We start from the raw sequence: 15,625 nt of genomic DNA on the forward strand, positions 1-15,625 counted from the left end.
ACGAGTTTGTCGGGCGGTCGGCGGTGGAGCTGAACCGGCACCCGTGCAACAAAAAACCCCTCGTGCCGTGAGGCAAGCGAGGGGAGCGCGCCGGGTGCGGTCGCTGGGTTTCCGGTGTTCGAACCAGTGGTCCCAGCTTCAGCCGACGCGCTTTCCAAGTACGAGAATTCGGGTGCGCATGGCACTGACCCTCCCCCCGGCGCACATGGCCTGTCAAGTGGGTGGGACAGCCGTCTCATTATGTGAGCGCAGCGCGGGTGCGCCCGCGAACACCGGCTCTCCGGGCCCCGCGGGCACCGGGTACTCCCCGAGGACCAGCGCCCGGCGCAGCCGGTACTCGTCGAGCGGCCCGGAGAACGCCATGCCCTGCCCGTGCGTGCACCCCATCGAGCGCAGCGCCGCCACCTGTTCGGGCAGGTCGACGCCGTCCGCGACGGAGCTGAGCCCGAGGTCCCCGGCGATCCGCAGCAGCCCACTGGTGATCTTGTGCAGCCGCGCCGACTCGACGACGCCCTCGATGAGCGAGCGGTCCAGCTTCAGTACGTCGACCGGGAGGCGGCGCAGCGCCGTGATGGCCGCATAGCCACTGCCGAACCCGTCCAGGGCGATCCGGACACCGAGGCGCCGCAGAGCCGTCAGACGCCGCTCCAGCTCGTCGAGCGGCACTCTGGGGTCGCTGTCCGCCAGTTCGATGATGAGCGCGCCGGAGGGCAGCCCGTGCCGGGTCAGCAGCGCCTCTATCGAGCCGAGCGGCATGGCCCGGTCGAGGAGCCTGCGCGCGCTGATCCGGACGGCGACCGGTGTCGCATGCCCGCTGTGCCCGCGCTCGGCGGCCTGCTCGACGGCCTCCTCCAGCATCCAGCGGCCGAGCTCGGCGGTGCGCTCGCTGTCGTCGGCCACCCGCAGGAACTCGGCGGGCGTGAAGAGGATGCCCTGTGCGCTGCGCCATCTGGCCTGGGCGGCGACCGCCGTGATCCGGCCGTCGTCGAGCGACACGATCGGCTGGTGGAGCAGCGCGAACTCGCCCTCGTGCAAGGCCGACCGGAGCCGCGTGGCCAGCTCGGCCTTGCGGACGACGTCGGCCTGCATCTGCGGCGCGTACAGCTCGACGCGGCCCTTGCCCGCGGCCTTCGCCCGGTACATCGCCAGGTCGGCGTTGCGCAGCAGCTCGCCCGCCGTGATGTCCGGCTCGGCGAAGGCGACGCCGATGGAGGCGGCGACCCGCACCCCCTCCCGCCCCTCGATCGTGTAGGGCTGGGACAGGGCGATTCTGAGCCGGTCGGCCAGCTCGTAGATCTGCTGTTCTCTGGCGGTGTGATCCCGACCGCCGTCACCGACGATCAATGCCGCGAACTCGTCACCGCCCAGACGGGCCGCGGTGTCTGAAGACCGCACGGAGTCGGCCAGCCTTCTTGCCGCCTGCACGAGCAGTTCGTCGCCCGCCTGGTGGCCGATCGTGTCGTTGACCTGCTTGAAGCCGTCGAGGTCGATGAAGAGCACGGCGGTGCCCAGATCGCCGGCCCGCCGCCCCGACAGGGCCTGTCCGACCCGCTTGGTGAACAGCGACCTGTTCGGCAGGTCGGTCAGCGGGTCGTGCTCCGCATTGTGCTGCAACTGGGCCTGGAGGCGCACCCGTTCGGTCACGTCTCTGCTGTTGAGGATCAGACCGCCGTGGTGGCGGTTGATCGTGGACTCCACGTTCAGCCAGGCTCCGGTGCCGGAGCGGAAACGGCATTCGATGCGCGTGGTGGGCTCCTCGACCTGGCTCGCGGCGAGGAATCTGCGCACCTCGTGCATCACACGCCCGAGGTCCTCGGGGTGGATGATCGAGGCGAGTTCGGAACCGACGAGCTCCTCCGCGTCGCGTCCGTAGACGCCCGCGGCGGCCGGGCTGACGTATCTCAGTATCCCGTTGGGCGCCGCGATCATGATGACGTCACTGGAGCCCTGGACCAGGGAGCGGAAGTGGTTCTCCTTCTGCGCCAGTTCCTGGGTGAGCGTGATGTTGTCGAGCAGCATGATGCCCTGGCGCATGACGAGGGCCAGGACGACGGTGCAGGCCGTGAAGAGCACGACGCGGTCCACCCGGTGTCCGTTGAGCACGTTGTAGAGGATCCCCAACGTGCAGACCGCGGCGGCCAGATACGGGGTGAGCGCGGCGAGCGAGCCGGAGATCGGGCGCGTGTAGCTGACCTGGTAGCGGTTGCCCGGGGCGGGCGCGCGGTCCTCGTCCCGCTCGCCGCTGCGCGTCCCCACCCACGGCGCGTAGGCGAGCAGCAGGGACCCGGCGAACCAGCCGGCGTCGAGGATCTCGCCCGAGCGGTAACTGGCGTGCAGCAGCGGCGAGGTGAACAGGGCGTCGCACATCACGGTGAGCGCGAGCGCCCCGATGGCCGTGTTCACCGCCGTGCGATTGCCGGGCGAGCGGCGGAAGTGCAGCGCGAGCACCATGCTGACCAGAGCGATGTCGAGCAGCGGGTACGCGAGGGAGAGCGCGGTGCGGGTGACGCTCTGGCCCTCGAACTCGGCCGTGTGCGCGAGGGCCAGGCTCCAGGAGAGCGTGATCAGGGACCCGGCGATCAGCCACGCGTCGAGCCCGAGGCAGATCCAGCCGGCCTTGGTCACGGGCCGTTTGGCCAGCACGAGCAGGCCGATGATGGCGGGTGGCGCGAAGCAGAGGAAGAACAGGTCGGCGAAGCTCGGGGTCGGCACCGGCGCGCGCAGGACGACCTCGTACCAGCCCCACACCCCGTTGCCGAAGCTCGCCATGAGCGAGGAGAACGCGAACAGGAGCCAGGCGGGTCGAAAACGGCTGCGCCTGCTGCGCGCGTACACGAAGTTCGACACGGCGGCGATCGCGGCCGCGAGGCTCAGGCCGAAGTCACCCATGATCAGGGCGAGTCGGTCGGAGCCCCAGCCGAGCGCGGAGCCTGTGGCGTATCCGGCGCACAGCACGGCGAGGAACAACTGGACCCCCGCACCGCCGCGCTGGGGCGCGCGGGAGGGGGCCTGGCCGCCGGAGTACATCGAGGCGCCCAGGGCCGTCGTCGGCGTGGGGTGCGTACTCACCGGGCCGCCTCGGTCAGCGGGGCGACCCCCACGTCCCGCCTTCGCTGCCCTGCCTGCGGATGCCTTCTGCGGCCGCCGCGCGGGCCGGTCCGATGCGCATGTGTCCTGCGGCAGCCCGGACTTCGGCCCCGCATCGGAGCGCGGGTCACCGTACAAGACCGCCGTCGGCGGCCCCGCCGCGTCGGATCGTTCGCCCATAGGCCGTGCATCGCCCGTCGCCCCCCTCGCAGTCCGTCACTCATCCCCGGCGCCGCGTGCTGGCACGGCGCTGCCCCAGTCGGGACGATACACCAGTCTCGTCACTCAGGGACATAGTTCCTCTACTCTCCGTGACGACCAGGCACGATGCGAGCGCGGAATGGGCACGGGGTGCATTCGGACGGGCGCACAGCGTGCCCGGGAACGGTGCGCGGCGGCCCGGGAGTTGGCCGTGGGGCGGACGGTTCAGTCGATGGTGAGCACGACGTTCTCGAGCGGCTCCCCCGCCGCGAACCGGTTGAGTTGGGCGGCGAGGAGGCGCTTGGCGCGCGGCAGGAAGGCGGATGTGGGGCCACCCACGTGCGGCGAGATGAGCACACCCGGAGCCTGCCACAACGGGTGCTCCTGGGGCAGCGGTTCGGGGTCGGTGACGTCGAGGGCCGCGGTGATGCGGCCCGTGTCGAGTTCCGCGAGGAGTGCCTTGGTGTCGACGACGGCGCCGCGGCTGACGTTCACGAGCAGCGCACCGTCCTTGAGGCGGGCGAGGAACTCGGCGTCCACGAGGCCGCGGGTGTCCTCGGTGAGCGGCGTGACCAGGATGACCACGTCGGCCTCGGGCAGCAGCTCCGGCAGTTCGGCGAGCGGGTGCACGGGGCCGCGCTCCGTTGTACGGGCGGAGCGCGCGACGCGTGTCACCCGCGCGACCTCGAACGGAGTGAGCCGGTCCTCGATGGCGGACCCGATGGCTCCGTACCCCACGACGAGCACGTGCTTGTCGGCGAGCGCGGGCCTGAATCCGCCGCGCCACTCGCCGCGGTCCTGCCCGCGCACGAAGTCGGGGATGCCGCGCAGGGAGGCGAGGATCAGCGTGAGCGCGAGTTCGGCGGTGCTGGCGTCGTGCACCCCGCGCGCGTTGCACAACTGCACGCCCGGACGCAGGTACTTCAGGCCGCTCTGCACGTGGTCGACGCCCGCGGAGAGCGTCTGCACGGCGCGTACGGACGTCATCTCCGGCAGCGGGCGCACGCCGACGCCCTGCGGCTTCATGTAGGGCACGACGTAGTACGCGCACGCGGTGGGGTCGGCCGGGAAGTCGGGTTCACCGTTCCAGAAGCGGTAGTCGAGCCCGTCGGGGAGGCCCGGGATCTCGTCGGCGGGGAAGGGCAGCCACACGTCACCAGTCATGGTCAGGAGGCTATGTCAGGCACGTGAAGGTACAGAGGTTAGGTTGGGGACCTCGTCGGGAGGGGCCAGGGTCTGTCCGGCGGATCAGGTCGCGTACGAGCGGCCGTCATGGATCGGTGCGGGTAAGCGGGGGCTGGTGCGTGCAGCTGCAAGGCGGAGGATTGAGGCATCGCGGAGCGATGGTGATTGACGACAACGCCGCAGATGTGCGCAGGGCGATCGGTACGACGGGCCTCGACGTGGGCGCCGTCGGAATCGGTTGCATGCCGATGAGCTGGGCGTACACCCGTTCGCGGCAGCGCGGCGAGGAGTCACTGCGTGCCCTGCACGCCGCTCTGGACCGGGGGTGCGGCCTGGTCGACACCGCGGACATGTACGGGCCCTTCACCAATGAGCTGCTGCTGGGGCGGGTGCTCAAGGAGCGGCGGGCGGAGGCCTTCGTGTCGACGAAGGTGGGGCTGCTGGTCGGCGAGCAGCACATCGTGGCCAACGGCAGGCCGGGCTATGTGAAGCGGGCCTGCGACGCGTCGCTGCGGCGGCTCCAGACCGATGTCATCGACCTGTACCAACTGCATCGCGCGGACCCCGAGGTGCCCGTCGAGGAGACGTGGGGCGCGATGGCGGAGCTGGTCGGCGCGGGCAAGGTGCGGTCGCTGGGGTTCTGCGCGGTGGGTGCGCGGACGGCACGGCGCGGTGGCCGGGGCGCGCGGGCCGCGGTGCATGCCGAAACGATCCGCCAGCTGGAGCGGGTGCAACAGGTGTTCCCGGTGAGCGCGGTCATGGCCGAGCTGTCGGTGTGGTCGCCGGAGGCGCGGGACGCGCTGCTGCCGTGGTGTGCGGCGCGCGGCATCGGGTTCCTCGCGGCGATGCCGCTGGGCAGCGGCTTCCTGACCGGCACGCTCACCCCCGGCAGTGGGTTCGAACCGGACGACGTCCGGGCCCGCCACCCCCGCTTCACCGCCGAGATGATGGCCGCGAACCAGCCGATCGTAGCGGGCCTGCGCCGGGTCGCCGCGCGGCACGGGGCGCAGGTGACACCGGCCCAGGTGGCGCTCGCCTGGGTGTCGGCGCAGGGTGAGAACGTGGTGCCGGTTCCGGGCACCAAGCAGGAGCGCTGGGCGCGGGAGAACGCGGCGTCGGCCGAACTGCGGCTGACGCCCGCGGACTTGTCGGAGATCGCGGGACTGCCGGCGGCGCAGGGCTCGTGGGACTGAGCGGGGCCCCGCTCCGGCGCGGCGGGTTCGGTGCTGCGGTTCGGTGCGGCGGGTTCGGGAACCTGAGCGGCGTGTGCGGTGTTTGAACGGTAGAGCGGTGTGTGAACGGCAGAGCTTCGTGTCGAAGGGATCCTGATCGTGCAACGACCAGCAGTGCGGCCCGCGTTGGCCCTCTCCGCCTGTGCCGCGCTCCTGCTCACGGCCGGGTGCAGCTCCGGTGACGGCACCCCGCCGGGCAAGGGCGAGACGTCCGCGCCGAGCGCGAGCGGGTCGAAGGGCTCCTCGTCACCGAAGAAGGACGTGCCGCCCGCGAAGGGTTCGGTGAGCGTCGAGCGCACGGTCACGACGGGGCTCAAGTCGCCGTGGGGGCTCGCCCCGCTGCCCGAGGACGGTCTGCTCGTCTCCTCCCGCGACGAGGGCACGATCACCCGTGTCGACACGGAGACCGGGAAGAAAACGGTCCTCGGCGAGGTGCCGGGGGTGGCCGCCGGTGGCGAGGGCGGGCTCCTCGGCCTCGCGCTCTCCCCCGACTACGCCTCCGACCACATGGTCTACGCGTACTTCACGACCGAGTCGGACAACCGCATCGCACGGATGATGTACGACGAGAAGAAGCCCGCCGGGGAGCAGCTGGGCGCTCCCGACACCGTGTTCCGGGGCATCCCCAAGGGCACCAACCACAACGGCGGGCGGATCGCGTTCGGCCCCGACGAGCTGCTCTACGTGGGCACGGGCGAGACGTACAAGACGGAGCTGGCGCAGGACAAGGACTCCCCCGGCGGCAAGATCCTGCGGCTCACGGCGGACGGCGACCCGGCGCCGGACAACCCGTTCGGCGACGACTCCCCCGTGTACTCGTACGGGCACCGCAACGTGCAGGGTCTCGCCTGGGACGCGGACAAGCGGCTGTGGGCCTCCGAGTTCGGGCAGGACACCTGGGACGAGCTGAACCACATCGTGGCGGGCGACAACTACGGGTGGCCGGACGCCGAGGGCAGGAGCGACGGCGACGAGTACCACGACCCCGTCGCCCAGTGGCGCACGTCGGAGGCCTCGCCCAGCGGGATCGCGTACGCGAAGGGATCGGTGTGGATGGCCGGGCTGCGTGGCGAGCGGCTGTGGCGCATCCCGCTCGACGGCACGAAGGCCGCGCACGACCCGCAGGCGTTCCTGGAGGGCGAGTACGGACGGCTGCGCACGGTGGTCCCGGCGGGCGGCGACAAGCTGTGGCTGGTGACGAGCGAGACGGACACCCGCGGCACCCCGGAGAAGGGCGACGACCGCATCCTGGAGCTGAAGGTCAGCTGAGGCCCTCGTCGGAGTCGGAAGCCGCCTCCGGCTCCGGGGCCCGGGTCTGCGCCTGAGGCGGGCGGACCACGACCTTGCCCGAGGTGAGGTCTATCGGGCCGCGGCCCGGGTCGCCGTCGTTGAGGTCGACGCGGGTCAGTTCCAGCCGCTTGCGCTCGTCGTTGGTGTGCTTGCGGCCGGGTGCGAACAGTTCCTCGAACATGTTGAACACGGCGCCTCCAGACGGCGGGGCCCGACCGGGCCCTCCCCGTCAGCGTACGGGAGCCCCCTGCGCCGAGAGGAGGTGCAGGCGGTGGGCGAGGGCCGCCGCCTCGCCGCGGCCCGCGACGCCCAGCTTGCCGAGGATGTTGGAGACGTGGACGCTGGCCGTCTTCGGCGAGATGAACAGCTCCTCGGCTATCTGCCGGTTGCTGCGGCCCGCGGCGACCAGCCCCAGCACGTCCCGCTCGCGGCTCGTGAGGCCGAACTCCTCGGCGGCGTCGGCCGGGGCGCTGCGCCGCGGCGCGTCGGCCGCCAGGGTCAGGCGGGCCCGCTGGGCGAGCAGCGCGACGGATTCGGCGAGCGGGCGCGCCCCGAGGCGGTCCGCGACGGCCCCGGCGCGGCGCAGCAGCTCCGTGGCACGGTCGCGGTCGTCCTCGGCGCCCCGCGCGACCAGCGACTCGGCGAGGCGGAGCCGGACGCGGGCCAGGTCGTGGGGGCGGTCGAGCGGGTCGAATGCGGTGACCGTGGCGGCCCAGTCGTCGGGGGTGTCGCGGTCCTGCGCGCGCAGCAGCTCGGCGCGCACCCACAGGTCGTACGCCTGCCAGACCGGGACGAAGGTGGCCTGGCGCTCGGCGGCGGCCCTGATCCGGTCGATCGCCGCGGCGCGCCCGGCGTCGGCAGCGGGCAGGCCGCGGGCGTCGGCCTCGGCGGCCGCGGCGGTGCGCAGGAGGGGCCACAGGTAGCGGTGCATGGAGTGCGGCAGGCCCGCCTCGACCAGCCGGTCGAGTACGGCACGGGCGTCGAGGACGCGGCCCTCCGCTGCGGCGAGCGCGAGCGCGAGGTGGGCGCGGGGCAGCGAGTACTGGGGCTGCGGGTCGTGCGCGCCGTAGTAGCCGTTGGCCGCGTCGAGGTGGCCGGCGGCCTCCTGGAGGGCGCCGCGGCCGAGCGCGATCACCGCGAGGTGCGCGCACGCGCTGCCGCGGGGCTTGTCGCTGAGGCCGTAGCGCCGGCTCACCCAGTCGGCCACCTCGGACGCCTCGTCCCAGCGGCCGAGGGAGACGAGGGACTCCGCCAGGTTGGACCGGACCCAGCCCTTGTTGTCGGCGAGGCCGTACCGGCGGCACAGATCGATGGCCTCTTCGCAGACGCGCACGGCTTCGGCGGACCGCCCGACGCCTTCCAGGTGGGACGGCAGGTTGACGTTGACGTTGACGAGGCGGGCGGTCAGGCCGTGCCCGAAGGAGCGCTCGCGGACGTCGTACATCTCGGCGAGGCCCTCCTCGACGGCGCCCGTGTCCACGAGGAGTCCGCCGCGCACGAGCCGCGCGTGGAGCTCGACCTCCTCGGCGTCGTCGACCATGCGCGCGTACTCGACGGCCCGCTCGGCGGCGGCGAGGGTCGTGGCTCCGGGGCTGTGCAGCATGCCCCAGGCGGCCACGTTCACCAGGACCTCGGCGTGCACGGCGGACGGCGGCAGGCCGCGGACGAGCTCCTGCGCGGTGGCGATCTCGTCCCATCCGTCGCCGCGGCCGACATGGGAGACGATCTTGGAGTTCTGGATGTGGAACCACGCGGCCCGCAGGGGATCCGCCCGGCCGCTCTCCTCGGCCTCCTCCAGGATGCGGTGCGCCCGCCTGCCGATCTTGAGCGCACGCTCGCGCTCCCCGCACAGACGCCCCGCGACGGCGGCCTCGGACAGCAGGTCCAGGTAGTCGAGCGGGGTGACGGCGGGGTCGCGGTCGCCGGCGGAGTAGGCGATGGCGTGGTCGCCGGCGCGCAGGCCGGCGCGGATCTCCCGCGGCGCCGCGTCCCACAGCTCCATCGCCCGCTCCAGGAGGCGCAGTTGCTCGGAGTACGCGTGCCTGCGGCGGGCCGCCACGGACGCGTCGAGGACGGCGGGCAGGGCCTTCGCCGCGTCGTGCGCGTGGTACCAGTAGCTGGCCAGGCGCGTCACGCGCGCGTCGGCGGGGACCAGCGCCGGGTCGGCCTCCAGGGCCTCGGCGTAGCGGCGGTTGAGGCGGGAGCGCTCGCCGGGCAGCAGGTCGTCGCTGACGGCCTCGCGGACCAGCGAGTGGCGGAAGCGGTAGCCGTCGCCCTCCGGGGAGGCGAGCAGGATGTTCGCCCCGACGGCGACGCGCAGCGCCTCGATCAGCTCGTCCTCGCCGAGCCCGGCGACGGCGGCGAGCAGCGGGTACTCGACCGTGGAGCCGCCCTCCGCGCAGATCCGGGCGACGCGCTGGGTGGTCTCGGGCAGCGATTCGACGCGGACGAGGAGGACGTCGCGCAGCGAGTCCGTCAGGCCCGTGGCGCGGCCCTCGGCGGCGGACACCGCGAGTTCCTCGACGAAGAACGCGTTGCCGTCGGAGCGGCGGAAGATGTCGTCGACGACCGCGGGCTCGGGCTCCGCCGCCATGATTCCGGCGACCTGGCGGGCCACCTCGTCGCGGCTGAGGCGGCCGAGGTCGATGCGGGTGACGGTGCGCAGCCTGTCGAGCTCGGCGAGCAGGGGGCGCAGCGGGTGGCGGCGGTGCACGTCGTCCGCGCGGTAGCTGGCGATGACGGCGAGGCGGCCGCCGCGCAGCGTACGGAACAGGTAGCTGAGCAGGTGGCGGGTGGTGGCGTCCGCCCAGTGCAGGTCTTCGAGGACGACGACCACGGTGTGCTCGGCCGCCACGCCCTCCAGGAGCCGGGCGGTGAGTTCGAAGAGGCGGGCGGTGGCGCTCTCGTCGCCGCGGCGGTCGAAGCCCCGGCCGTCCTGGTCGCTCAACTCGGGAAGCAGCCTCGCCAGTTCCTCCTCGCGGCCGGCGGCCGCCGCGGCCAGTTCGGCGGGCAGTGCCCGGCGCAGGGCGCGCAGGGCGGCGGAGAAGGGGGCGAACGGCAGCCCGTCGGCGCCGATCTCGACGCAGCCGCCGGTGACGACGACGGCGCCCCGCGCGCGGGCGGCCGCGCCGAACTCCTCGACGAGCCGCGTCTTGCCCACACCTGCCTCGCCGCCGAGCAGCAGCGCCTGCGGCTCGGCGGCCTCGGCCCGGGCAAGGGCCTTGTTCAGTACGCCCAGTTCATCGGCGCGGCCGACGAACACCGGGCTGACGGACCGGGTCTCCACATCGCTGAGCATCGCACACGGGCCTGACAGGGCGGCGAGGATTTCGGCCTCGCCGACCCCGGCGGCGGCGCTCACGCGGTGCGGGGCGCGCGGCGTCCACGGGCGCGCTCGGTGCTCACCCGCCCCTCCGCGTCCTGGCCGCCGTGCGCCCGGCGCTCCGCGCGGCGGGCCTTGGCCTGCGTACGGACGGAGCGGGCGAGGCGGAAGCGGTCGGCGCGCTCGATGAGTTCGGCGGAGCGGAGCTGGTGGAGTTCGTACTCGAACATGTCGTCTCCCTGGTGACGATCGCTGCGGCTCTCGCGGAGCGTTCTTCGCGAGGCCTCGACGTGATGCCTCGACTCTCGTCTCCCAGGGGGGTGCGGCACATCGGGAGAGTGCCGCATGTTCGTGGGCCGCGCCTCCTTAGACGCGGCCCACGGGGTGCCTTAGGCGGCTCGTGCCGCAGGTGGGGGTGGCCTCAGCTGGTGCTCGGCAGGCCCATGATGAGGTCGGTGTACTTGGCGACGGCGAGCAGCAGGCCGATGACGCCGACCGCGAGTCCGGCCCAGGCCGTCGACTTGATCCACGGAGCCTGCGGCTTGCCGGGCGCGCCGAACGCGGGGCGGGCCAGGACGGCCGCCGCGACGAGCAGGGCGACGAGCGAGAAGGCGCCGCCGACGAGGGCGGCGGAGTGCCAGGCCTCTCCGTAGACCGCGGAGACCTGCTTGGCGATGCTCGCGTTGGACGCGGTGTTCAGCTGGCCGATGAGCTGCTGGCGGGCCGAGGCGACGGTGCCGAGCCAGTTGCCGCTCAGGGCGACGATGCCGAGGGCCACGGAGGCGATGGCGCACGCGCCCTGGCCGACGCCGGTCGGCTTGTCGGCCTCGGCCTTGGCGAGGGCTTCGAGCTCCGCCTCCGCCGCGGCCTCGGCGGCCGCGTCGTCGGTGGTCCCGTCGTCGGCGGCACCGGCGGCGTCGGCGTCCTGGGTGGCCTCGACGTCCTTGGCCTCCGTGGTGCTCTCCTCGGTGGCCTCGGGGGCGGTGGCCTCCGTGCCCTCCTCCCGCGTCTCGGCGTCGCGCTGTGCCTCAGTCTTCGTAGTCATGCACGGCACGGTAGGGGTGGAGTCTGAGAGGCGTCTTAACGTCCCCTGTGCGCGTCGCGTGCGCTGCGCCACTCCGGCGCGAGCACGGACCAGATCTCCTCGTCGTGGCGTACGCCGTCGTACAGGAACGCCTCGCGGAGCACGCCGTCGCGGCGCATGCCGAGTCTGCGGGCGACGCTGGTGCTGGGCGTGTTGCCGGACGCGGCGATCCACTCGACCCGGTGGATGCCGCGCTCGTCGACGGCCCAGTCGATGAGCACCCGGGCCGCGCGCGTGACGAGTCCGCGCCCGGTGGCGGCGGGCTCCAGCCAGCAGCCGACCTCGCAGGTACCGGCGGCCGCGTCGAAGAGCCGGAAGAGCACGCCGCCGACGAGTGTCCCGTCCAGCCAGATGCCGTGCAGGCTGCCGCTGTCGGCGGCGCGCTTGTCGGCGTACCGCTGGAGCAGCGCGCGGGCTCCGTCGGTGTCGCGGGCGTCCTGGCCGAACGGGATGAACCGGCCGATGAACTCCCGGCCCCGGTCCAGGTGGGTCAGGAACTCCTCGGCGTGCCAGGGCTCCAGGGGGCGCAGTTCGGCTTTTTCCTCACCCAGCGGGATCGCGTACATCGGGCTCCTTCAGCAACACGTCGGCATCGGCAGTCCTTCGCTGCACCGGGATCCTCGCACCCGCGTCGGCGCGGCACTCGGGAGCCTCGATACTCAGGCGCGGAAGGCGTCGCTCCAGCCAGGCGGGCAGCCACCAGTTGGCGCCGCCCAGCAGGTGCATCAGGGCGGGGACCAGGAGCGTCCGCAGGATGAACGCGTCGACGGCGACGGCCACGGCGAGCGCGATGCCGAACATCGCGATCACCCGGTCCCCGGTGAGCACGAACGCCAGGAAGACCGAGATCATGATCACGGCGGCCGAGTTGATCACGCGGCTGGTCTCGGCGAGCCCGACCCGCACGGCCCGCCGGTTGTCGCCGGTCTCCAGCCACTCCTCGTACATCCGGCTCACGAGGAACACCTGGTAGTCCATGGAGAGCCCGAACAGCACGGACACCATGATCACCGGCAGGAAGGGTTCGATCGGCCCGGAGCTGCCGAGGCCGAGGAGTTCGCTCCCCCAGCCCCACTGGAAGATCGCGACGACGACTCCGAAGGCGGCGGCCACGGCGGCGACGTTCATCGCGGCGGCCTTGAGCGGGATGCCGACGGACCGGAAGGCGAGCAGCAGCAGTACGCAGCCGAGCCCGACCACGACGCCGACGAACAGCGGCAGCTTGCCGACGATGACCTCGGCGAAGTCGTCGTAGCTCGCGGTGACGCCGCCGACCTGGACGTCCAGGCCGGTCTGCGGGACGACGTCCGCGCGCAGGCGGTCGACGAGTGCGCTGGTCTGCTCGGACTGCGGCGAGGAGGTCGGTACGACGGTGAGGTAGGCGGCGCTGTCGTCGGCGTTGTACGTGACGCGCGAGACGGAGGCGACGCCTTCGGTGTGCCGCAGCTCGCCCGTCAGTTCGGCCAGCGCGGCCTTGTCCTGGGCGCCGTCGACCTCGGTGACGAGGGTGAGCGGTCCGTTCACGCCCGGTCCGAAACCCTCGCCGAGCAGGTCGTACGCCTGTCGGGTGGTGCTGCTCGCCGGATTGTTGCCCTGGTCGGAGGTGCCCAGGTGGAGGAAGAACGTGGGCAGCGACAGCACCGCGATCACGGCGACGGCGAGCGCGCCGAGCAGCTTGGGCCGGCGCTCCACGAAGGCGGCCCAGCGGGCGGCGAGCCCGGTCGGCAGCTCGGGCTCCGGCCCGTGTGCGGCGAGCCGGCGCCGCTCGCGCCGCGACAGGGCGCGCGTGCCGATGAACGAGAGCAGCGCCGGCAGCAGCGTCACGGACGCGGCGACGGTGAGCAGCACGGTCACGGAGGCGGCGATGGCGACGCCGTTGAGGAAGCTCAGGCCCAGCATCAGCATGCCGAGCAGGGCGATGCACACGGTCGCACCCGCGAACACGACGGCCCGTCCGGTGGTCGCGACGGCCCGCTCGGCGGCCTCGGCCACCGGCAGGCCCCGCTTCAGCCCCTTGCGGTGCCGGGTCACGATGAACAGCGCGTAGTCGATGCCGACGCCGAGCCCGACGAGCATGCCGAGCATCGGCGCGAAGTCCGCGACGGTCATGGCGTGCCCGAGCAGCACGATGCCCGCGTACGCGGTGCCGACGCTCACCAGCGCAGTGGCGATGGGCAGCGCGGCGGCGGCGAGCGAGCCGAAGGCGAGGAACAGCACGACGGCGGCGACGACGACGCCGATGACCTCGGACAGGTGGCCGGACGTCGACTCGGTGAGGGCGACGGCGCTGCCGCCCAGCTCGACCTGGAGCCCGTCGGGCCCGTGCGTCTCGGCGTCCTCGGCGGTGTCGACGAGGGCCTGCGCCTGGGAGACCGGGATGTCGTCGGCCTGCTCGTGGAAGGTGACCGTGGCGTACGCGGTGGCGCCGTCGGCGCTGATCTGTCCCGCGCCCCCGGCCGTGTACGGGGACGTGACGGACGCGACGCCCGGCAGGTCGGCGATCTCGTCCAGCGTGTTCGTCATCGTCTTCTCGACGTCGTCGGCGCGCACGGTGGAGCCGTCGATGTGCCACACGACGGTGTCGCTGTCGCCGCCGAGGCCGGAGAAGTTCTCGTCGAGCAGGCGCGTGGCGTGCCCCGACTCGGTGCCCGGCGCCTCGTAGTCGTTCGAGTACGCGGATCCGGCGACGGCGGCGGCCGAGCTCATGCCTCCGAGGGCGAGCAGCCACAGAAGGACGACCACGAGCCGGTGCCTGACACACCAGCGGGCGAGTGCGGCCATGGACGTGCTCCCTGAGTCATTCGTGGATCTTTGACCGGGAACATCCGCTTGGTGCGTGTACCGACCGCAAAGAACACATGAGCAATGGCGAGCCACTCTTGCAGGCCGAAGTGATCCTTTGTCGCTTTCGTGTCCTTACTCACAGAACGGCGGAACCAGGCCTTACAGCACGGCCAGACCTGCCCACAGGGCCACCGTCGCCGCCACTACCGTCGCGGGAACCGTCAGCAGCCCCAGCCGTGTGAACTCGCCCAGTTCGGGCTCCGTGCCGTGCTCGTGGACGATGCGGCGCCACAGGAGCGTGGCCAGGGAGCCGACGTACGTGAGGTTGGGCCCGAGGTTGACGCCGATGAGCGCGGCGAGGACGGGGCCCGGCCCCATCGGGCCGACGACCGGCAGCAGCGCGAGGATCGCGGGCAGGTTGTTGATCACGTTGGACAGCAGCGCCGCGACCCCGGCGACCGCGAGCAGCGCGGCCAGCGAGGAACCGTCGGGGAGGAAGCGGGCCACGGCGTCGCCGAGCCCGTTGTCGACCACCGCCCTGACCACGATGCCGAGCGCGAGGACGAAGACGCAGAACGGCAGGTTGGCCGCCTTGAGGAGCGCGACCGGGGTGGTGTGGCGCCGGGCGAGCGCCCGCACGGCCAGGACCGCCGCACCGGCGAAGGCGGCCCACAGCGGCTCGATCCCGACGAACGACGTGACGACGAATCCGGCGAGGGTGAGCGCCAGCACCGTGAGCGTGAACAGCGGGACGCCGGTCTCCTCCGCGGGGTCCGGCTCGTGCGCGGGCGCGGCGAGGTCCGCCGCGAACCAGCGCCGGAACACCGCGTACTCGATCCCGATCGCCACCAGCCACGGCAGCGCCATCAGCCCCGCAAACCGCGTGAACGTGAGCCCGCTCGCCGCGAAGGCCAGCAGGTTCGTGAGGTTGGAGACGGGGAGGAGGAGGGACGCCGAGTTGGCGAGGTGGGCGCTCGCGTAGACGTGCGGCCGCGGGCGCGCGCCGATCCGGGTCGCGGTCGCGAACACGACCGGGGTGAGCAGGACGACGGTGGCGTCGAGGCTGAGTACGGCGGTGATGCCCGCCGCCACGACGAAGACCCCGCCGAGCATCCGCTTCGGACTGCCGTGACAGGCGCGGGCGACCGCGTCCCCCGCGGCCTTGAACAACCCCTCGTCGGCGCAGAGCTGAGCCAGCAGCAGGATCCCGGCGAGAAACCCGACGACCGGGAGCAGTTCCCGCGTCTCCGACCAGGCGTGCGCGGGTGTCACCACTCCGGTGAGCACGGCCACCCCGGCCGCGGGCACGGCAACGACCGCCTCCGGCCACCCGCGGGGGCGCAGGACGGCGAAGACGAGTGTGACGACGAGAAGGGCGAGGGAGACGAGCACGGTCACGTCCCTGCGACGATCGAGATGTTCAAGCCCCCACTTTCAAGC

At 72.7% G+C, this 15,625-nt stretch carries 11 protein-coding genes; 2 read left to right on the plus strand and 9 right to left on the minus strand.

From position 1 onward, the window contains the following. Positions 1 to 213: 213 nt before the first annotated feature. Entirely contained in the window at positions 214 to 3,027 is a 2,814-nt protein-coding gene (locus tag ACYBSK_RS30160) for a putative bifunctional diguanylate cyclase/phosphodiesterase (RefSeq protein ID WP_460247126.1), read from the minus strand. A 486-nt stretch (positions 3,028 to 3,513) separates the two neighbouring features. Next, positions 3,514 to 4,452 (minus strand): 2-hydroxyacid dehydrogenase, encoded by a 939-nt coding sequence (locus tag ACYBSK_RS30165; RefSeq protein WP_460244013.1) that lies wholly within the window; start codon positions 4,450 to 4,452, stop codon positions 3,514 to 3,516. Between the two features lie 179 nt (positions 4,453 to 4,631). Here ACYBSK_RS30165 and ACYBSK_RS30170 point away from each other — a divergent pair, with 179 nt between their 5' ends. Then, complete coding sequence (locus tag ACYBSK_RS30170; protein ID WP_460244014.1) at positions 4,632 to 5,666, plus strand: aldo/keto reductase; 1,035 nt, start codon at positions 4,632 to 4,634, stop codon at positions 5,664 to 5,666. A gap of 132 nt (positions 5,667 to 5,798) precedes the next feature. Beyond that, positions 5,799 to 6,974 carry a PQQ-dependent sugar dehydrogenase gene (locus tag ACYBSK_RS30175; RefSeq protein WP_460247127.1) on the plus strand — a complete coding sequence of 392 codons (1,176 nt, stop codon included), beginning with the start codon at positions 5,799 to 5,801 and terminating at the stop codon, positions 6,972 to 6,974. Here ACYBSK_RS30175 and ACYBSK_RS30180 read toward each other — a convergent pair. The 7 genes from ACYBSK_RS30180 to ACYBSK_RS30210 form a co-directional block, all read right to left on the minus strand. Continuing rightward, positions 6,967 to 7,185, minus strand: coding sequence for a DUF6191 domain-containing protein (locus tag ACYBSK_RS30180; protein WP_460244015.1), 219 nt, complete (start codon positions 7,183 to 7,185; stop codon positions 6,967 to 6,969). The two genes, ACYBSK_RS30175 and ACYBSK_RS30180, sit on opposite strands and share 8 nt — an antisense overlap. A 39-nt stretch (positions 7,186 to 7,224) precedes the next feature. Continuing rightward, positions 7,225 to 10,293 carry a helix-turn-helix transcriptional regulator gene (locus ACYBSK_RS30185; protein WP_460247128.1) on the minus strand — a complete coding sequence of 1,023 codons (3,069 nt, stop codon included), beginning with the start codon at positions 10,291 to 10,293 and terminating at the stop codon, positions 7,225 to 7,227. Positions 10,294 to 10,352: 59 nt separating this feature from the next. After that, positions 10,353 to 10,547, minus strand: a complete 195-nt coding sequence (locus ACYBSK_RS30190) for a hypothetical protein (protein WP_457480407.1) — start codon at positions 10,545 to 10,547, stop codon at positions 10,353 to 10,355. 191 nt (positions 10,548 to 10,738) lie between these two features. Next, positions 10,739 to 11,362 (minus strand): hypothetical protein, encoded by a 624-nt coding sequence (locus tag ACYBSK_RS30195; RefSeq protein ID WP_460244016.1) that lies wholly within the window; start codon positions 11,360 to 11,362, stop codon positions 10,739 to 10,741. Between the two features lie 35 nt (positions 11,363 to 11,397). Then, positions 11,398 to 11,967: a GNAT family N-acetyltransferase gene (locus tag ACYBSK_RS30200; RefSeq protein ID WP_457480409.1), complete on the minus strand. Its 570-nt coding sequence runs from the start codon at positions 11,965 to 11,967 to the stop codon at positions 11,398 to 11,400. Beyond that, a complete protein-coding gene (locus ACYBSK_RS30205) occupies positions 11,945 to 14,182 on the minus strand; it encodes an MMPL family transporter (protein ID WP_460244017.1) in 2,238 nt (745 codons plus the stop codon). Before ACYBSK_RS30205 ends, ACYBSK_RS30200 begins: the two co-directional genes overlap by 23 nt. A gap of 162 nt (positions 14,183 to 14,344) precedes the next feature. Then, positions 14,345 to 15,583: an SLC13 family permease gene (locus ACYBSK_RS30210; RefSeq protein WP_457480411.1), complete on the minus strand. Its 1,239-nt coding sequence runs from the start codon at positions 15,581 to 15,583 to the stop codon at positions 14,345 to 14,347. Between the last annotated feature and the right edge of the window lie 42 nt (positions 15,584 to 15,625).

Source organism: Streptomyces sp. BYX5S, assembly GCF_054724165.1.